Annotated in this window: 16 protein-coding genes; 2 read left to right on the forward strand and 14 right to left on the reverse strand. The window is 38.1% G+C overall.

Translation table 11 applies throughout. The features are described 5' to 3' along the window. Positions 1–307: 307 nt before the first annotated feature. The 10 genes from BMZ04_RS16265 to cotE form a co-directional block, all read right to left on the reverse strand. Positions 308–1,555: a methionine gamma-lyase family protein gene (locus BMZ04_RS16265; protein ID WP_093273678.1), complete on the reverse strand. Its 1,248-nt coding sequence runs from the start codon at positions 1,553–1,555 to the stop codon at positions 308–310. Positions 1,556–1,881: 326 nt separating this feature from the next. After that, positions 1,882–2,181, reverse strand: coding sequence for a rhodanese-like domain-containing protein (locus BMZ04_RS16270; RefSeq protein WP_093273682.1), 300 nt, complete (start codon positions 2,179–2,181; stop codon positions 1,882–1,884). Positions 2,182–2,254: 73 nt separating this feature from the next. After that, entirely contained in the window at positions 2,255–2,476 is a 222-nt protein-coding gene (gene hfq / locus BMZ04_RS16275; protein WP_093273687.1) for an RNA chaperone Hfq, read from the reverse strand. Between the two features lie 64 nt (positions 2,477–2,540). Further along, positions 2,541–3,461 (reverse strand): tRNA (adenosine(37)-N6)-dimethylallyltransferase MiaA, encoded by a 921-nt coding sequence (gene miaA, locus BMZ04_RS16280; RefSeq protein ID WP_093273691.1) that lies wholly within the window; start codon positions 3,459–3,461, stop codon positions 2,541–2,543. Then, entirely contained in the window at positions 3,454–4,350 is an 897-nt protein-coding gene (locus BMZ04_RS16285; RefSeq protein ID WP_093273696.1) for an alpha/beta fold hydrolase, read from the reverse strand. The genes miaA and BMZ04_RS16285 overlap by 8 nt, the downstream gene beginning before the upstream one ends. Before the next feature lie 20 nt (positions 4,351–4,370). Continuing rightward, on the reverse strand, positions 4,371–6,023 hold the full coding sequence (locus BMZ04_RS16290; protein WP_093273700.1) for a glycerol-3-phosphate dehydrogenase/oxidase: 1,653 nt from the start codon (positions 6,021–6,023) through the stop codon (positions 4,371–4,373). Beyond that, on the reverse strand, positions 6,024–7,535 hold the full coding sequence (gene glpK / locus BMZ04_RS16295) for a glycerol kinase GlpK (protein WP_093273705.1): 1,512 nt from the start codon (positions 7,533–7,535) through the stop codon (positions 6,024–6,026). It abuts the gene before it with no gap. 11 nt (positions 7,536–7,546) lie between these two features. Next, complete coding sequence (gene mutL / locus BMZ04_RS16300; RefSeq protein WP_093273708.1) at positions 7,547–9,355, reverse strand: DNA mismatch repair endonuclease MutL; 1,809 nt, start codon at positions 9,353–9,355, stop codon at positions 7,547–7,549. A 316-nt stretch (positions 9,356–9,671) separates the two neighbouring features. Next, positions 9,672–12,233, reverse strand: coding sequence for a DNA mismatch repair protein MutS (mutS, locus tag BMZ04_RS16305; RefSeq protein WP_093273712.1), 2,562 nt, complete (start codon positions 12,231–12,233; stop codon positions 9,672–9,674). Positions 12,234–13,213: 980 nt separating this feature from the next. Then, the gene (gene cotE, locus BMZ04_RS16310) at positions 13,214–13,762 is read right to left on the reverse strand and encodes an outer spore coat protein CotE (protein ID WP_093273715.1); all 549 of its coding nucleotides are present in this window, start codon (positions 13,760–13,762) and stop codon (positions 13,214–13,216) included. A gap of 140 nt (positions 13,763–13,902) precedes the next feature. Between cotE and BMZ04_RS16315 the strand changes: the two genes are divergently transcribed. Beyond that, positions 13,903–14,601, forward strand: coding sequence for a glucosamine-6-phosphate deaminase (locus BMZ04_RS16315; protein ID WP_093273718.1), 699 nt, complete (start codon positions 13,903–13,905; stop codon positions 14,599–14,601). Positions 14,602–14,648: 47 nt separating this feature from the next. Here the strand turns inward: BMZ04_RS16315 and BMZ04_RS16320 are convergent, their stop codons facing one another. From BMZ04_RS16320 to BMZ04_RS16335, 4 genes are read right to left on the reverse strand one after another with little or no spacing between them, the layout of a single operon-like run. Then, positions 14,649–15,242 (reverse strand): hypothetical protein, encoded by a 594-nt coding sequence (locus BMZ04_RS16320; RefSeq protein WP_093273720.1) that lies wholly within the window; start codon positions 15,240–15,242, stop codon positions 14,649–14,651. Positions 15,243–15,257: 15 nt separating this feature from the next. Beyond that, entirely contained in the window at positions 15,258–15,827 is a 570-nt protein-coding gene (locus BMZ04_RS16325) for a nucleotidyltransferase family protein (RefSeq protein ID WP_177184477.1), read from the reverse strand. Further along, entirely contained in the window at positions 15,824–17,467 is a 1,644-nt protein-coding gene (locus BMZ04_RS16330) for a hypothetical protein (RefSeq protein ID WP_093273723.1), read from the reverse strand. The genes BMZ04_RS16325 and BMZ04_RS16330 overlap by 4 nt, the downstream gene beginning before the upstream one ends. Continuing rightward, complete coding sequence (locus BMZ04_RS16335) at positions 17,460–18,254, reverse strand: ABC transporter ATP-binding protein (protein WP_093273726.1); 795 nt, start codon at positions 18,252–18,254, stop codon at positions 17,460–17,462. Before BMZ04_RS16335 ends, BMZ04_RS16330 begins: the two co-directional genes overlap by 8 nt. Before the next feature lie 256 nt (positions 18,255–18,510). Between BMZ04_RS16335 and BMZ04_RS16340 the strand changes: the two genes are divergently transcribed. Then, the gene (locus BMZ04_RS16340) at positions 18,511–19,065 is read left to right on the forward strand and encodes an MFS transporter (RefSeq protein WP_255367966.1); all 555 of its coding nucleotides are present in this window, start codon (positions 18,511–18,513) and stop codon (positions 19,063–19,065) included. Positions 19,066–19,166 lie beyond the last annotated feature (101 nt).

Consider the following 19,166-nt stretch of genomic DNA (forward strand, 5'->3'; position numbering starts at 1 on the left):
CAGTATATTATGTCGCGTTCAACCATTTATTGGATTTTATTTTCAAGAAATAGTACAAAAAATGAATTTAATACAGTAACTCTGACTAGCTAGCAATTTCCGTGGATTGAAGCGGAAGGCGTCCGCCCTGGAGCGGAAATCCTAGCGGCAACTTAATTGCTACGCATTATTCCTATAAAGTCACAACCATGTGTTGTTTGGCTTAGCTATCCACTTGATTCTTTACCCACGAAAAACAAATTGAAAACAAAAAAGCGCAGAAAATGATCAAGTCACTTCCACGCTTCTACTTATTTCATTATTACAACTACCTCAAAGACTGTACCGCTCCTAAAATAGCATACTTCACATGCTCATACGTTAAACCACCTTGAATAAAGGCGGTATACGGCGGTCGAATAGGACCGTCCGCGGTCAACTCCATGCTAGATCCTTGTATAAAAGTCCCCGCTGCCATAATGACATCATCCTCATAACCTGGCATATAAGCAGGTTCAGGAGCAAATTGTGCGTTTACCGGCGAATGCATTTGAATCGCTTTACAAAACTGTATCATTTGGTCGGCCGTTTGAAACGATACCGATTGAATGAGGTCCGTTCTCTTTTGCGAATAATGAGGTTCCGTTGTCATTCCCACTTCTTCTAAAACCGCAGAGGTAAAAATTGCCCCTTTTACCGCTTGCGAAACAATGTGAGGTGCTAAGAAAAATCCTTGATACATATCCATTAACGTATTAAGAGAAGCACCGGCTTCTGCTCCAATTCCTGGTGAAGTCATTCGATACGCACACTTTGTAACAAGCTCGCTTTTTCCTGCAATATATCCACCCGTTTTCGCTATACCACCACCGGGATTTTTGATCAAAGAGCCCGCCATTAAATCTACTCCGACATCTGTCGGTTCTAACTCTTCCACAAATTCACCGTAACAATTATCCACGAAAATAATGGCATCCTCTTTTATCACTCTTATCTTTTCAACCATTTCCTTTATTTGTTCCACCGTAAAAGAAGGACGCAAGGCATACCCTTTAGAACGTTGAATCGCAATTACTTTTGTATTTCCTCTGACCGTTTTTTCTACTGCATTCCAATCTATTGCACCGGACTCTAGTAGGTCAACATGCTGATAAGAAATACCAAAATCGGCAAGTGACCCTGTATCTTCTTCTCCACCACTTACGATCGATTGAAGTGTATCATACGGCTTTCCAGTTATGTATAACAGTTCATCATTCGGTCTAAGTACACCAAATAAACTAATCGAAATTGCATGCGTACCGGAAATAATTTGAGGACGAACGAGTGCAGCTTCTGCTCCAAATGTGGTCGCATACACTTTTTCTAACGTATCCCGTCCCTCGTCGTCATAGCCATAACCAGTAGATGGGTTAAAGTGATGATCACTTACATGATGCGTTTTAAACGCATGAATTACTTTTTGTTGATTGAAAAATGCTATTTTTTCTACTTCTTGATGATAATTAGCTATTATCACTTCCGCTCTTTTTGCTAAATTTAAAACTTCTTCTGATAATGTCGTTGTAAAATTCATTTGTTTCGCTCCTTGCTTTTAATACAAATAGAAAAGACTAATCTCAACGAATGAAATTAGTCTTATTACATCAATTACACCTTGGCGTAATTGCGTCCAGATTTCGAACCTGGCTTAGGCCTGCGTGATGCAGGTCAGTTAGCCATTGTCGCATGGATGCGACGCATTTAGGCTAACATCCGCCAGTAACTCCTATCAAAATCTGCGACATCCGCCGGAGGCTTTAGGCCAACAGGATGTTGGTCACTCAGGCGTTGCCGCAGGACGCGGCGATCTTAGCCGGAGTTCCTCGATTCAGCAGGGTTTTGAACTTCTGCTGAATAAAGTTAAAATTGAACTTCGCCTTCCCAATCTAGCATGCCGCCTGCAACATTCGTTACAGTAAACCCATTTTCCTCTAGAATTTCGCAAGCCATCGCACTACGAGCACCAGCTTTGCAAACGATATAATGAGGAACGGACTTGTCGATTTGATCCATGCTTATTTCAATTTGACCTAGTGCAATATGTTTTGCACCTGGAATAATACCAGTTGCTACTTCATTACTTTCACGTACATCAATGACACTAACTGTTTCACCAGCATCTATTTTTTGTAAGAGTTGTTCTGTTGTAATCACATTCATTATTAATCTGCCTTTCCATGTCTATTCCTTTAAAATCATAATAGGAACCTGCTAGTCTGTCAATTTACCCGACTTATTCTTCGTTAAGTGCTACAGGCTTTGAAGGCGCAAATGTCGAAATAGCATGCTTGTATATTAACTGTTGCTTTCCATCTGACTCAAAAAGAACGGTAAAATTATCATAAGACTTTACTAACCCTTTTAGTTGAAAGCCATTTAATAAAAATACTGTAACAAAAATATTGTTTTTTCTTAATTGATTCAAATAAATGTCTTGAATATTCATAGGTTTCATTTCAATTCCCCCATTGTGCATTTTACAATAATAAGTACTCTCCACATTTAACTATTCGCCTTAATTATCTATTCTCCTGCAAGAATTCAGTAATTTCTTTTTTGATCTTTTCACTATCTACAAAAGGATCGTACCAATGGATGTCCATTTTGTTACGGAAGTATGTTAACTGGCGTTTAGCATACCTTCTAGAATTTTGCTTTAAATTATCCAGCGCCTCTTCCAGTGTTAGGAGTCCATCCAAGTATGCATAAATTTCTTTATAGCCGATTGCTTGTATCGATTGAACTCCACGAATCCCACGCTCATGGAGTTTTTTCACTTCTTCTAATAACCCTTTTTCTACCATCAATTCTACCCGTTTATTTATTCGTTCGTACAGAATTTCGCGATTGGTAGTTAGCCCGATAATATAATGGGGATATACTTTTTCATGCCCTTGGTCTTGTTCAATTTCTTTTTTCTGCTTGCCGCTAAGTTCTACTCGTTCAATGGCGCGCATAATTCGTTGTACATTATTAGGATGAATTTCGATAGCCGCTTCTGGATCTAGCTTTTGTAATCGATTAAATAATTCATCAGGTGATAACTTTTCCAATTCTCTTTGTAAGTCTACGTCTATTTTAGGCTGCTCTGTAAAGCGAAAATCATATAAAACGGATTGGATATAAAGCCCTGTTCCCCCAACGATAATTGGTAGTTTCTCTCTCGATGCGATTTCTTCTATTTTCTCTCGCACGATTTTTTGATATTCTGCTACTGAGAAACTATCTGTTGGATCCTTTATATCTAATAAATGATGGGGAACTCCTTCCATCTCCTCTTCCGTAATTTTAGCCGTTCCAATGGAAAGCTCTCTGTAGATTTGCATGGAATCTCCATTAATAATTTCTCCGTTAAATGTTTTTGCAAGCTCAATACTTAAAGCCGTTTTCCCTACTGCTGTAGGCCCTACAATTGCAAGTACTACTGGTTTTTCAGACATCTTTTAACATCCAGTTTTCGATAAATTGATAAGTGTCGTGCTTATTCACTTCATTTAAAATTTCATGTCGCGCATTTTCTATTAATTGAACCATTACATTTTCCATTCCTACATTCGTCATACCTTTCGCTACTTTAAAAATATCCTTACCAGTTTTACCGATCGGGTCTTCTAGACCACTAATTAATAGTATAGGTAAATCTTTTCTTATTTTCGTGAGTTCACTTTTATTATGAATTATTTTTAAACCATAAAAGAGATCAATATAAAACTGATTCGAAGGGATAAAACCACAATACGGATCGTCAATATACTTTTTAACTTCATTTGCATCTGAACTTAACCAATCGAAATCCGTCTTGGTGTCTTCAAATTGCTTGTTGAATCCACCAAATGAAAGTTCGTTAAGTAAAGCACTTTCCGTTTGCGGTGTTTTCTGTTTAGAAGCAATTTTTCCGATTACCGTTCCAATATCCCCCATTATCCCCGGGTTAAATGCCGTCCCACTAAGAATCACCTTGGAAAGAGATTCACTATATTTTTGCATATATCTTCTTGCAACGAACGACCCCATACTATGTCCAAATAAAATAAGAGGCACATCTTCGATATCTTCTCGTACATGCATTAATACTTCCCTTGCGTCTTCTACAATTCGTTCAAAACCATCTTGATCCGCCAAAAAACCTAGTCTCCCATTTTTTTCGGCAGTTTTTCCGTGACCACGATGATCGTGGCCACTCACGATAATGCCATTTCCCACTAAAAACTGTGCGAATTCATCATATCGCTCTATATGCTCTGCCATTCCGTGCAAAAGATGCACATGCAAAATCGGGGATTCTTCCGGCATATTTTTTACAATATGAATTAAATGACCATCAGACATTTGACCTTCTAGAATCGTTTTCAGAGAGCAGCCCCGCTTTCATTTGTAGTAGCTTCCATTAATAATGCATCTAATTGTTTTTGAAAAGAAGTCATTTCTTGTTCGCTATAGTGCAATAATTGAGCCATCACGTCCAATATACCCTCTTTATACTTTTTATATTGATCGATTTTAAAATAAAGCATACCTGTTCTTCTTACTAAGAAGTCAGCAGGATTATAAGCCATCTCTTCATGAACCGCATAATAGACTTGTGCAAGTAGGCTTAACGGAAGATCAGATGGCATGGTAGAAAGTATATGGGCATAGTGAAATACTTGATCGACATTTGCTCCATAAAATTTTGCTAAGCTTATTCCTTCTGCCGTTGTTAAGCCGTAAGAAGGGGCTACTTGCGCTTTTGTCGCGATGAAAGCTTCGAATTGGTCCGCCCCTCCTATATCACCACCCGATAAAACTATATGCTTCGTGACACAAGGAGCATATTGTTCATCCCCCAATTCTTTGGAAATGGCGTTCACAACTGTTTCCGCCATTTTACGATAACCTGTTAATTTTCCACCAGCTATTGTATATAATCCAGCCTCTGACTTCCAGATTTCATCTTTTCGCGAAATTTCGGAAGGATTTTTGCCACCCTCAAAAATAAGTGGACGGACGCCAGCCCAAGTCGATTCGACGTGTTTTTTCGAGACATTTACAAATGGGAACATATGATGAATAGCATTTACTAAATAGTCCACATCCTCTTGTGTTGCAACTGGACGTTCGATATTACCCTCGAAAAAAGTGTCCGTTGTACCAACATATGTTTTTCCATCACGTGGAATGGCAAAGATCATTCGTTTATCCGGTGCATCAAAATAAATAGATTGTCTAAGTGGAAAAACAGATTGATCCATGACAATATGGACACCTTTCGTTAACTTTAACTTTTTCTTATTATCAATAACGTCCAGTGCTCGAACTGTGTCTACCCAAGGACCTGTTGCATTGACTACTTTTTTCGCATGGATATTAATACGTTTATTTTTTACCATATCAACTATTTCTGCACCAACGATTTTGTTTTGTTCGTTATAGATAAACGATTTTGCTTTCGCATAGTTTAGACAAACCGCACCTTTTTCCATCGCTTTTTTCAGTACTTCAATTGTCAGTCTCGCATCGTCTGTTCGATATTCAACGTAATAGCCAGCACCTAGTAAATCCTTACTTTTAAGGAGCGGTTCTTTTTCTAACGTTTGTTCCGGAGTTAACATATGACGCCGTTCTTCTTTTCTTACGCCAGCGAGAAAATCATATACTTTCAACCCCGCAGATGTGCTAAGTGGTCCAAATGTTCCTTTTTTATGAAACGGAAGCAGCATCCATTCTGGCTCTGTTACATGGACTGCGTTTTGATAGACAATTTCTCTTTCTTTCCCGACTTCCGCTACTACTTTCACGTCCAATTGTTTTAAATAGCGAAGTCCACCGTGCACTAGTTTTGTCGATCTACTGGAAGTTCCTGCTGCAAAATCCTGCATTTCGACTAACGCGACCGACATTCCGCGAGTCACTGCATCTAATGCAATACCCGCCCCAGTAATGCCTCCGCCGATGACTAATACGTCGAACTCGTAAAAATTTAATGTGTGCAAAATTTGTTCTCGTTCCACAGAAGATTTCACTTAATCCACCTCTTCATCTGAAAGTTTGAATACTCTTGTTGCTTCTACTGCTTTTTTCCATCCTTTGTATAACTGGTTTCGTGTAGTTTCTTCCATTTTCGGTTCGTATAGCTTTTGACTTTCACGCATATCGGCAAGCGCTTGCTCATTTTTCCAAAACCCGGTGGCTAGCCCTGCTAAAAAGGCGGCGCCGAGTGCAGTTGTTTCATTTAGCTTAGCTAGTTCAACTGGTAAGTCTAGTAGGTCACTTTGAAATTGCATAAGGAATTCATTTCCCACTGCCCCACCGTCCACACGAAGTATTTCTACATCCACGCCGGAATCCAGTTCCATCGTATGTAGTACGTCTTTTGTTTGGTACGCAAGCGATTCAAGTGTCGCACGGATGAAATGCTCTTTTGTCGTTCCTCGAGATAGCCCAAAAATAGCGCCCCTTGCATCGGAATCCCAATATGGAGTTCCAAGACCAACAAAAGCTGGAACAATATAAACACCATCTGTCGATTCGACTCTTTTGGCATAGTCTTCCGAGTCCGCTGCTTTTTTCACCATACGAAGCCCATCCCTGAGCCATTGTATAGCCGAACCAGCAACAAACACACTTCCTTCTAACGCATAGGTCACTTTGCCATTTAGTCCCCAAGCGATTGTTGTTAGTAGCCCAGATGGTGATTGAACCGCTTCCTCTCCTGTATTGAGGAGCATAAAGCAACCTGTACCATATGTGTTTTTGGCCATTCCTTTTTCAAAGCAACATTGACCAAATAATGCAGCTTGTTGATCCCCTGCTGCTCCAGCAATATCAATCGCTTTTCCGAAAAATACGGAAGGATCTGTTTGTGTATAAACTTCAGAAGAAGATGCAACGTTTGGAAGCATACTTATCGGTATATTTAGTTTATCGCAAATTTCTTGATCCCACTGCTGTTCATAAATGTTATATAGCATCGTTCTAGAAGCGTTGGAGTAATCGGTCACATGCCTACTTCCATTTGATAGTTTCCAAATTAGCCACGTATCGATCGTCCCAAAAAGAAGTTCCCCCGCTTCTGCTTGGTCTCTTGCTCCTTCGACATTATCTAAAATCCATTTTACTTTCGTAGCAGAAAAATAAGGGTCCAGCATGAGTCCTGTTTTATCCTTGAAAAATGTATCAAGCTTTTCTTTTTTTAACTTATCGATAATGCTTTGCGTTTGTCTTGATTGCCATACGATTGCGTGATAAATTGGCCGGCCTGTTTTCTTATTCCAAACGACTGTTGTTTCACGCTGGTTTGTAATACCAATGGCATGCACATTTTCTGGTTGGTTGCCACTTTCCGTCAGAACTGAAGCAATGACCGACAATACAGAGCCCCAAATTTCTTGTGCATCATGCTCCACCCATCCTGGTTTCGGAAAATATTGTGTAAATTCCTTTTGGGCAGTGTGCACAATATTGCCTTGTTTATCAAACAATATTGCGCGCGAGCTCGTAGTACCTTGATCGATCGATAAAATAAACTTCCCCATTTGGATCCCTCCTACATGACTCGTTTAAACATCTTCTCCACTTCATACGTCGAAAAATGCACAATGACAGGTCTACCATGCGGACACGTAAGTGGATGTTGCGCATTTTTCAAGCTTTCTAACAGTTGCTCCATATCATGCATCGTTAAGTAATGATTCGCTTTGATCGATAATTTACAGCTCATCATAATAGCCGCTTCTTCTCTAAGCTTTTTAATATCTACTTTTCGATTCGTTAATACTTGTTCAATTAAATTTTCGATAATCTTCATTTCATTTCCTGCTGGAAACCATGTCGGATGCTCTCGTATAACAAAGCTAGAAGAACCGAACTCCTCTAAAAATATTCCCACGTCTTGTAACGCCTGAAGTGATTCTTTAATCCGGTATGCTTCATCTAGCGAATAATGGAACGTAAGAGGCAGCAATAATGCTTGCCGTTCACTTGCGTTTACTTCCCCGACTTTTTCTTTATAAAATTCATATTTAATCCGTTCTTGCGCTGCGTGTTGATCGATCAAATAAAAGCCATCATCGCTTTGCGCAACAATATATGTTCCATGGATTTGTCCTACGACATGTAGATCAGGAAAAGGTTGTTTTGTTTCCACTTTTTCTTCTACATACGCTTCAACGACAGGTACTGGCTCTTCTTGTAACGGTTCATGCGTTTCATGGATGATTGCTTCATGAATGATTGTTGGCTGCTCTATAATTTCTTCCGTTTTCTGGACAATCGGTTGTTCAGGTGGTAAATATGTTTGTTTAAAGAAGTCGAATTGTACACTCTGTTGCTTTTTCACTTCTGGCTTTTCCGTAATTTTAGGCGGCTGCTGTACACGGTGAATAACCGAACGGATCGTTTGACGAACAAGCTCCATTAGCTCTTTTTCTTTACTAAGTCTTATTTGATGCTTTGCTGGATGGACGTTCACATCCGTAAGCATTGGGTCCGTTTCGATATTTAATACAACAATTGGATATCTTCCAATTGGAAGTAGCGTATGGTATGCATCTACAATCGCGTTATTTAACCCATAATGCTTGACCCAACGGCCATTTACTAAAATCGTTATATAGTTTTTTGATGCACGTGTAATTTCAGGCATCGTTGCAAACCCAGAAATGTTAAAATCGGATGATTCCTTTTCGAACGGTACCATTTTCTTTACATTCGTCACGCCGTATATGGAAGCGAGCACTTGCCGTAAATCTCCTCTTCCACTCGTTTGAATAATCGTCTGCCCATTATGGATGAGCTTAAATGCTATGCTCGGATAACTAAGTGCTAGTCTGTTAATCAAATCAATCGAGTGACCAAGTTCTGTTTGGATTGTTTTCAAATATTTTAACCGAGCAGGTGTATTAAAAAATAATTGTGTGACTGCGATATCTGTTCCACGACGAATAGGGGCTGGTGTACAAGAAACGATTCGTCCACCTTCTAGTTCCACTTTCGTTCCAACATTGTCTCCGTCTGATGTCCATAAACTAATTTTCGAGACTGATGCAATACTGGCAAGTGCTTCTCCTCGAAAACCTAATGACCTGATTCGAAACAAATCATGCTCCGTCGTAATTTTAGATGTTGCATGTCTCGAAAATGATTGAACGGCATCCGCTTCATCCATTCCTTTTCCGTTATCGGTAACTTGTATTTTCGCTAACCCTGCTTCTTCTAATAGTATTTCAATCGATGTACTTTCGGCATCGATTGCATTTTCTACTAATTCTTTTACGACGGAAGCGGGACGTTCTACTACTTCCCCCGCTGCAATTTTATTGGAAAGTAGCTCTTCCATTACGATGATTTGTCCCATTTTCTTCACCTACCTTTTTATTAGATTAGAAAGTATATACTTTGTACTCAGTATCGATCTAGCTCCAGCGCCTTGCTCCTGCGCACAGCTCGTCGCAGAAGAACGTTGCTCCTGCGCACAGCTCGTCGCAGAAGAACGTTGCCCCTCGGGGTCAAATGTGAAAAAGCTGCTCCTGCGCAAGCTCGTCGCAAACAAAATCGCTTGTGGTGGCTGAGGAGCTGCCTCCTGGGCCCGCACGATGCGGGTCATGCAGTCGTTGCGACACGATGTCGCGAACTTAGACTGTAATCCTTTAACATAGGCGCTTGCGCTTTTCTTAGTCTAATTCACTTTGTAGCTCATATAGTATTTGTAATGCAGCTAGTGGCGTTGTTCCGGAAATATTAATCTTTTTCAGCTTTTTCATTACTTTATCCGCCGCGGGATGCTCTACTGGTTTGGTTGGTTTTGGTGGTTGTTCATCAAAGAACGATAATTGTCGTTCTTGAATGGCTTGCGCATCTGTTGGCTCTTTTTTCTCTTGCTGTTCGAAAGTGTCCAGTATTTCTCGTGCACGTTCAATAATTTCTTCTGGTAATTGAGCTAGTTCTGCTACATGGATTCCATAGCTTTTATCTGCCGGACCGTTTTTTAATTTGTGCAGAAACACGACTTTCCCATCTTTTTCAGTTGCTGCAACATGCACATTACGAAGTTTCGCTAACGTTTTTTCTAGATCGGTTAACTCATGATAGTGTGTGGAAAATAGCGTATTCGCCCCAATATGATCATGAATATATTCCATCATTGCTTGCGCTAGGCTCATCCCGTCGTATGTCGAAGTTCCGCGTCCAATTTCATCAAAAAGGAGGAGACTTTTACTTGTTGCATTCATAATGGCATGCTGTGATTCCATCATTTCTATCATAAATGTACTTTGTCCACCAGCTAAATCATCTGCCGCTCCGATACGCGTAAATATTTTATCGACAATCGGTAACTCTGCAGATTCCGCCGGTACGTAACAGCCGATTTGCGCCATAATAACAGTAATGGCAACTTGACGCATAAACGTACTTTTACCGGACATATTAGGCCCAGTGATCAGTAACATATTTTCTTCTTCCGTTAATTGACAATCATTCGGCACGTATAATTGATTGTTCATCATTTTCTCTACGACCGGATGCCTTCCTTCTTTAATAATCATCGCATTCGAATCGTGAAATGTAGGTTTTGTTAGACGGTACTTTTCAGCTACTTGTGCAAAAGAAATATAAACATCTAACTCACTAATTTGTTTAGCAAGTTGCTGTACGCGAGGAATATATGCTTTAATCTCTTCCCTTAATTGCGTAAATAAATTATATTCTAGTACTAAACTTTCTTCTTCAGCAGAAAGAATAAGTGATTCTTTTTCTTTCAACTCATCCGTAATATAGCGTTCTGCATTTGCAAGCGTTTGTTTGCGTACATATCTTCCTTCATCCGCTAGATGAATATTCGATTTTGTCAGCTCAATATAATAGCCAAATATTCGGTTGTATCCTATTTTTAAATTTTTAGCGCCAGTTAGTTCTCGCTCTTTTTGTTCTAATTCCGCAATCCATCTTTTACCATTAACAGAAGCATCTCTAAGCTGATCTAGTCGTTCGTTATAACCATCTTTTAGGACGCCGCCATCTTTCACAGAAATAGGCGGGTTTTCATGAATCGCTTCTTCTAACTTACTCCAAATATCTTGGCAATCCTCTATTGCTTGCCCTAGATCGTTTAATGCTTTTTTATCTGCATGCATTAATTGCTCTTTAATAGAAGGAATTTTAGATAAGGATTGTCTAAGTTGGGCGAGATCCCTTCCTCCTGCACTTCCGAACCCGATTCTTCCAACTAATCGTTCCAAGTCATATACTTCTTTAAATGCTTCTTTTATTTCTTCTCGTAACATAAAATCTTCTAGAAAGCTTGTGACGATTGCTAGTCGACTTTCAATCGCACGCTTGTCCGCAAGTGGTTGATGGATCCATTGTTTTAGCTTACGTCCCCCCATTGCCGTAACAGTTTCGTCCAGTAACCATAATAAAGTTCCTTTTTGATCTGCATTTCGAATAGAAGAAATAAGCTCTAAATTTCGTTTGGAATGATAGTCGATTGCTAAAAAGGAGTCTCTACGCAAAAAGGTAAATGGTTGGATATGTAACAGGGAGCGCATTTGTGTTTTTTGAATGTACTGTAGTAATCGTTTAACTGTTCGATGTGTTTCCTGCGGATGATCGGGTACGTATTTATCAATCGCTTGTTCATTGGCTTCATCTTTTTCGATTGAAAGAGTAAAGTCATGGATTGCCGATAAATCGTTGATCAATACATACATTTGTTCACTCACGATCAATTCTTTTGCTTGAATCGCTAATATTTCCTGTACGACTTCTTTTTCATCGCCGTGAAGAATTGTTGTAAATCCGTCGCCTGTCGAGACATCTAAATAGGAAAAAGCTACTTCTTTTGGAGAAACCACATCCGCTGAAGCAATAAAATAATTCGTTTTATGCTGCATTCCTTTTCCTTCAATAATTGTCCCAGGCGTGATTAATCGTACTACTTCTCTTTTTACTACACCTTTTGCATGTTTTGGATCTTCAACTTGCTCACAAATAGCAACCTTGTATCCTTTACTAATAAGCGTTTCGATATAGCTTTGTGCAGAATGATGGGGCACGCCGCACATCGGAATGCCATCTTTTCTGCTAGTTAGCGTAATTTCTAAAATAGCCGCCGCTTTGACCGCATCCTCATTAAATAGTTCGTAAAAGTCGCCTAATCGGAAAAATAAAAAAACATCTATATATTCATCTTTTATTTTTATATATTGTTGCATCATAGGTGTATGTGTTGTCATAAGTTGCCCTTCTCTCTTCAAAAAACTTTCTATTTTATTATAACAAATCAATGGAGAGAACGCTTATGTTAATGAAACTTGCCGTGAGCGAAGAATCGAGTGGCACACTTTTAATACCGGAAAGCAAATAAAAAACTACCATTATAAACCGATCGTTCACTCAAATAGAAAATTGCGCATTAAAGAGCACTACTAAGTTACCGCAGGATTTCCGCTCCAGGCGGACGCTTTCCGCGGGCATGGCTTCAATCTCCTCGTCGCTATGCTCCTGCGGGGCTTTCAGCTCACGCTATTCCCGCTGGAGTCGCCGCCTTCCACTTCAACCAATGGGAATTTCTTACTAATTTAGTGTATGCAGTTATCATAGATTTAAATTTATCCGATCCACTACGCAATATTTATTATACCGAGTTAGAAAATGCTGTCTTCAAATAAGTGGAGCATTCACTGGGATAAATATAGTTTCATTCAACCATTTTTTTGGAATAAAACCTCATATTCATTACCGTCTCAATTTAAGTAAATTTGTTATATTAAAGAATTGGTTGCTTACACAGCAATTTAGTTACTCTCGTGCTAATATAGTTGCTTTCCAAATAGAATTAATTGCCTTCAATGACCGGTTTGTTACCCTAAGCCATTTTTTGAGGTTCACACATTTGAAAAACTACATAATATTTAGTTTTTAGCGAGTCGGTACTGATAAGTAAGCAATTTCCTTTGATTGGAGCGTAAGGGCGGCGACTCCTGCGGGATGAGTGAGACAGATGAGACATCACAACGTACGCGTAGCGGCGGTGATGGCTCATCGCTCACCCCGCGGAAAGCGTCCGCCCTGCAGCGAAAATCCTAGCGGTCACTTCTTGTTGTACACTTTTACTAAATTACGTTTATACTAAAGTTGTTTGATTTAAATTTTACACACAGTAATTTTTATAATTTCCTAGAACAAAAAAAAGCCGGAAATACTGTCCGGCTTGTTAAAGTGATGAAGAATGATCAGATTCGTTAGACGAACTAGATGAACCAGAAGAGTCTGATGAACTAGAAGAGCTTTCCTCAATTGCCCATTCTTCTTCAAATTCTTGATCTAGTACTTGGATGCAAATCGTCGTTTCTCCCACTACTTCTGCAAGTAGCTCGCGTTCTACTGTAACTTGGAACTTGGTACCTTTTTCAATAATAATAGCTTCTGTACAATTTGGTTGTTGAAGGACACGTACATGCACTTCTTCACCTTTTGAATCTTTGTCACGAAAATGTAATTTAATGCGATCTTTATAATGAATTGTCTCTGTAAAAACAGAAGTTTTTGAATGATCATGATGCGCATACCAAACATTTATGTCAAATTTCCCCGTTACTTCTACGTATCTACCCTGTTTTTTCGATTGGCATGAATGATTGATAACCCAGCACCCTAATATGCTAGATGGAGTGTTTGGCGGACAAAGGATTTCACTTGATTCCGTTCTTTTTTTTCCTTTAGCTACTACCGCTTTCGTCACAATTTGTCGCATGTGTTTCATGTTTTTCCTCCTTGTATTCAAGTCATAACATCATATGCGCTTTATGCCCAATCGGTTCATCCCGTTTAGGATAATTCATTGACCTTTTAATAGAATCAGCATACAATTAAAGGATAATATAGGATGAGTGAGGTTAGAAAATGGCGTTTTTTGAAGTAATTCACGTAGCCAATCAACAAGAGGCTGCTACAATCGTGCAAGATAAGCTCGAAAAAGATCTAAAAGCAAACACTTTGAACGTATTAGGCTTAGCAACTGGTAGCACGATGATCCCTATTTATAAAAAACTCGTGGAATCATCTTTAGACTTTTCCGAAGTTACTGCGTTTAATTTAGATGAATATATAGGTTTAGCACCGACCAATGTCAATAGCTATGCTTATTTTATGCAAGAGCATTTATTTGCTCACAAGCCATTTAAAGAAACGAATATTCCAAACGGCAAAGCGCATGATTTAGATGCAGAGTGTGCACGTTATGAAAATCAATTAAACGATCACCCATTAGATATTCAGTTTTTAGGTGTTGGAGAAAATGGGCATATTGCATTTAATGAGCCAGGTACCTCTTTTGATTCGGTAACGCATGTTGCACAATTGACAGATTCAACACTTGGCGTAAACAGTCAATATTTTGATGATGAAGAGGAAATTCCTAATACTGCTTTTACGATGGGGATTGCCTCTATTATGAATGCGAAAAAAATCATTTTATTAGCCTTTGGAGAAAAGAAACGTCCTGCAATTGAAGCTTTACTTGGGGATACAATTACGGAAGAGTGGCCAATTACTGTATTGAAAAACCATCCGCATGTGACGGTTATTACGGATATTAAATAAACGGAAAAGGACTTCCTATATTAGAAGGAAGTCCTTTTATATTTCCGTTATTTAAGAAATTCACTTTTCAATACATACACAACATCATAATTCGAAATCTCGCCTAAGCGATTATCCAAATCAGTATAAAATTCAGAAGAAAGCGAGCTCATACCATTACCATTCGATTTACTAATAGTTGCTAAAACCACATTACCATTAATCGGAATTTCTTCTAGCGGGTTGCTGCCCCGTGTACTTTGGTTTGTCATTCTCTCAACGTGCGTTCTACTATTTCCCCCACTAGCATTATTCGACTTAACACTTATATTAAATTTTACGTTTTCTTCTTCTCCAATATTCTCGAATGTAGAAAAAATAAGCGTTCCATTTTCTTCAATATCCATCGTTAAATGAATTATTTTTTCTCCCACTAGTTTTCCAAACTCATATTGATCCACCCAAACGGATATTTGTTTGTATTTGCTATCTGCGTGAAAATCGAATACAAATGACTGATCACTTGTTGCTGAAAGTAGAAACTTTTCTCTATCCGTCAGCTGGACTTCTGTTAAAGCATTGTTTAATTTTGTTTCATTATTACAAGCCCCTAAAAATAATAGAAGCAAAACTAAAGAAACACCTATAACTACTTTCTTCACATGGTCCGCCTCCTTTTAGAAATGAAAAATCTCAAGCATTGTCCAAGTAGTTTTCCAATTCTTTTTCCGTACTCGTTCTTCATACACTGTCCTTAACTCCTTAGTGGTCAAAAAGCGCGGTGTAGGTCTAACTTGGAGCTGAAGAACGTCCGTTATCCCGTGTGGGGCAATTAATAACACTTTGTCTTCATCATTTAATTTTACTCCTAAAGCCGTTACTGTTTCGGGAAAGTTTGCTATCCCTTCTACAGCAGATGAATAGGGAGGTAAGTTATTAATCTTATGCATTCTTGCTTGATTTTTTACAGACCAAGGGATATTTGGAAGCCTATTTTTTAAGCGTCCTTCTAACTTTTTTTCTTCATCCTCATTTATGTTAGTTGGATTGAAATAAATGACATCAATATCTGATAACAAAGTCCTTTCTTCATAAACATGTAGTACATCCCAGACTTTTGATCGAACAAAACCAGCACAAATCCACCAATCTGGCAGATTTAATACTTTTGCCGCCTTTAATAATTTCATCATCCACTCGTCTTCTTCTATCAATCTTATAATATCGTTTTCATTTTTTATGTTCACCTGATGGCCTCTTTTTTTATGTTTCTTGGAAATGTCTTCTTCCACCCAATTAATATACCAATAATTAAGAGGAGCATATATACATACAATCCAAATGGAATTTTAGAAAGTATTAAATGGACAATAACGAATAAACCAATAACTAGCATACCTCCAAAAACTTTGAGACTACTAATATCCCGTGTATGTTCATGTGAATTGGAGAAAGGGTATACTTCACCATTTAATATTATATAAGAAACAAGCGTGATCGCAATCGCTACGAGTAATACAACGAACAGATCTGGCAAAATACGAATAGAGAACAACCACCCAAACAAAACACTTAAAACTAAAAAAACGGGTATAAAGTAATTAATAATACACGCTTTCAAAGTCCCGCTGTATATCGAAGACTCGTTGTGAATCGGCGCTGCTCTAAAAATCCACTGACCTTTGTATGTCCCAGAAAATTTTAGCATATGAATAACTGTTGGAATCATGATCAAACTGAAATAGATGATCATATACGTATTGCCAGCAGCAACTTCCTCTAACGGACGATCCCTTAACTCATTGAACAGGAATATAAACGGAATAATGAACGCCATTCCTATCTGAGGATAAATTTTCAACTTCACATCACGTTCTTGCGTCATCATTAACGACGAAAACATGTAAAATGTTCGCTCCTCTTTCGTTCTACATAATACGTTTGACCAGAATTTTGCTAATTTACGAGATTTCATTTTCTTTCTATTGGAATCGCTTGCTAACTTTGCTAGGTTTCGCTCAAAAGCAGACATTAGACAAATATATATAACGATAGATAAAATCGGTGCCAACAAAGCAAATATCGTCATGATAATGATATGGGGCGATAAATTATTATTTAGAAACAACTCAAATGGAGCTCCAAACCAAATTGGCGGCAGTAACAAATGCCACCAAGCATAAGTATATGTAATATCTAGATTAATTATATCGAAAGACCTGATTACTAGCTGGTAACCAATCATAACAGCTATCGATAAAATAATTTGGACGTAATTGATAATATCTTTAAGCTTCTCCCCACTAAAAAAACGTAAAATAAATAAGTAAACAAATGCAGTTAACACAACTACTAAACAACTAATCAGTATTATTTCTATAGCAAAAATCAACGCAAATGTAATACCATGTCTTATGATACTTACTACTAGTGGAATAATAACAAAAGAACCTGTTAGCAAAAACATGTAAATAAGTATATGCGCAATTTTCGCCGCATTAAGTGTTCGCGTGCTTATTGGTTTCGTATGAAGAATATTTTTATCTCGAATATCTAGAAGGACAGCCGAGTAGTCCGAAACCATCGAAGTCATTAATATGAACATTAACACGCTAAACATAATACTTACGGAAAATATAAACTGGTCTCCTAGAAATAAAAATGGCGTTAACAAAATAAGTCCATATAATACATACAACCACAAAGATTTCACAAACTGATTACCTTCTTTTTTCACTTTCGACCCATTAAACACGGTTGGCATTCTTCTAGCGTCCATCGTCAGCTTCAACTGCAAAATTTTACGCATGACTTCATAATCGATATGCAATTTTTGAAATAACCACTTGAAACGATCCAACACTTTAAGCGATGTATAATCACCCATTGACTTTACCCTCGCTTACGATTTCCACAAACTTTTCAGCAATCTCTTTATGCTCTGAAAATCCTGTAAGTTGATTAAAGATTTCTTCTAATGTCCCTTCTTTGCTCTGAGCTTGTAGTTCTTCAAAAGTTCCGTCCGCTACCACTCTACCTTCAACTAGTAGAATAATCCGATTACTAATTTTCTCAACGACATCCATAATATGAGAAGAATAGAAAATCGTCTTCCCTCGTTTTGCAAGCTGGTCGAGTATTTCTTTAATAATCATGACACTATTTGCATCCAATCCACTTAACGGCTCGTCAAAAAACAATAAGTCTGGATCATGCAACAAACTGGATATAATAAGCACTTTTTGCTTCATTCCTTTTGAATAAGAAGATAAACGCTGGTGAAACACGGTTTCGAGATTAAATTCATTCATTAACTTCATGGCTTTACTTTGTGCATCTTCTGTACTTAATCCATATAACTCTCCCGTAAAAGTTAAATACTCGCATGCAGTAAGATTATCGTATAGTTCTGCAGTTTCGGGTACATAACCAATTTTTCGTTTATACGAGACATCGCCGTTCGCAATATCTTCCCCGAAGATTTCAATTTCCCCCTTATACCCTTCTATCAATCCAAGCATAATTTTAACTGTAGTACTTTTACCTGCTCCATTAGGCCCGATATAACCGATGATTTGTCCTTGATACACTTCTAAATTCACACCATTTAATGCTTGTTTATTACCAAAACTCATCGTTACATCTGTTAATGATAAAACTTTTTGTTTAGTCATATAATAACCCCTATCCTTCCAATCGTTCCAATGTACTTTCCATTTTTCCTATATAATGTTAATTATACTAATAAAATCGAAGGATAGAAATGAGAATATTAAAACTATTGCGTCTTATTTTCTTTCTTCAATTGAATTTATCGTTGAGAAAGTGTTAGGCAGCTTAAAAGTAATCGATAAGGAGAAGAACATTTGCAAAATACAGTAGGAAAAAATAATAGCAAACTAATATTGCTGATGATCGGTATTATTTTCATTGCCTCTACACGAGAAAGCAGGCTCACCGAATTTTAGTAAATTCAAATCTATTTTATCCAGTCCAGTAACTTTGACTGTTACGCTATGCATGGGACTCCAATCACTCATTTTTTATACGACCGCCGCTTGGCTCCCTGAAATCTTGCAATCGCAAGGTTTAAATGCAGATACTTCCGGTTGGATGTTATCGTTAATGCAATTATCTCAATTACCGTTGACTTTTTTAACACCGATTCTTGCAAATCGAATGAAAGATCAACGAATATTAGTTGGTATATTTACTTTGTTCTATATAATTGGTTACGTCGGACTTTTATCAGGGAATGCTTCACTTACTATTTTATGGATGATTCTACTCGGTTTAGCTGGAGGGGCATCGTTTAGTTTAGTGATGATGTTTTTCTCACTTACTCGAACTCCAATAGAAGCAGCTGAATTATCCGGTACTGCTCAATCGTTCGGGTATTTACTTGCAGCAATCGGTCCAGTACTATTTGGCTTTTTAATGATGCAAATGCTAGTTGGTCTTTGCCTATTGCTTTATTTATCGTAATGGCCATTGTACTATTTTTTGCTGGTATGCATGCCAGAAAAGATCGTTTTGTTTCTAGCATCGAATAAGCAAAAGAGGAATCAGCATGTGCGTAAGCTGAT

Origin of the sequence: Psychrobacillus sp. OK032 (genome assembly GCF_900111345.1) — a bacterium.
GTDB lineage: Bacteria > Bacillota > Bacilli > Bacillales_A > Planococcaceae > Psychrobacillus.

What these genes read in the sequence shown, in the direction of transcription:
- glpK (WP_093273705.1), bottom strand. Translation starts at nt 7,535, where the DNA reads ATGGGGAAGTTTATTTTATCGATCGATCAAGGTACTACGAGCTCGCGC.
- BMZ04_RS16285 (WP_093273696.1), bottom strand. Translation starts at nt 4,350, where the DNA reads ATGTCTGATGGTCATTTAATTCATATTGTAAAAAATATGCCGGAAGAA.
- miaA (WP_093273691.1), bottom strand. Translation starts at nt 3,461, where the DNA reads ATGTCTGAAAAACCAGTAGTACTTGCAATTGTAGGGCCTACAGCAGTA.
- mutL (WP_093273708.1), bottom strand. Translation starts at nt 9,355, where the DNA reads ATGGGACAAATCATCGTAATGGAAGAGCTACTTTCCAATAAAATTGCA.
- hfq (WP_093273687.1), bottom strand. Translation starts at nt 2,476, where the DNA reads ATGAAACCTATGAATATTCAAGACATTTATTTGAATCAATTAAGAAAA.
- BMZ04_RS16315 (WP_093273718.1), top strand. Translation starts at nt 13,903, where the DNA reads ATGGCGTTTTTTGAAGTAATTCACGTAGCCAATCAACAAGAGGCTGCT.
- BMZ04_RS16265 (WP_093273678.1), bottom strand. Translation starts at nt 1,555, where the DNA reads ATGAATTTTACAACGACATTATCAGAAGAAGTTTTAAATTTAGCAAAA.
- cotE (WP_093273715.1), bottom strand. Translation starts at nt 13,762, where the DNA reads ATGAAACACATGCGACAAATTGTGACGAAAGCGGTAGTAGCTAAAGGA.
- mutS (WP_093273712.1), bottom strand. Translation starts at nt 12,233, where the DNA reads ATGACAACACATACACCTATGATGCAACAATATATAAAAATAAAAGAT.
- BMZ04_RS16335 (WP_093273726.1), bottom strand. Translation starts at nt 18,254, where the DNA reads ATGACTAAACAAAAAGTTTTATCATTAACAGATGTAACGATGAGTTTT.
- BMZ04_RS16330 (WP_093273723.1), bottom strand. Translation starts at nt 17,467, where the DNA reads ATGGGTGATTATACATCGCTTAAAGTGTTGGATCGTTTCAAGTGGTTA.
- BMZ04_RS16270 (WP_093273682.1), bottom strand. Translation starts at nt 2,181, where the DNA reads ATGAATGTGATTACAACAGAACAACTCTTACAAAAAATAGATGCTGGT.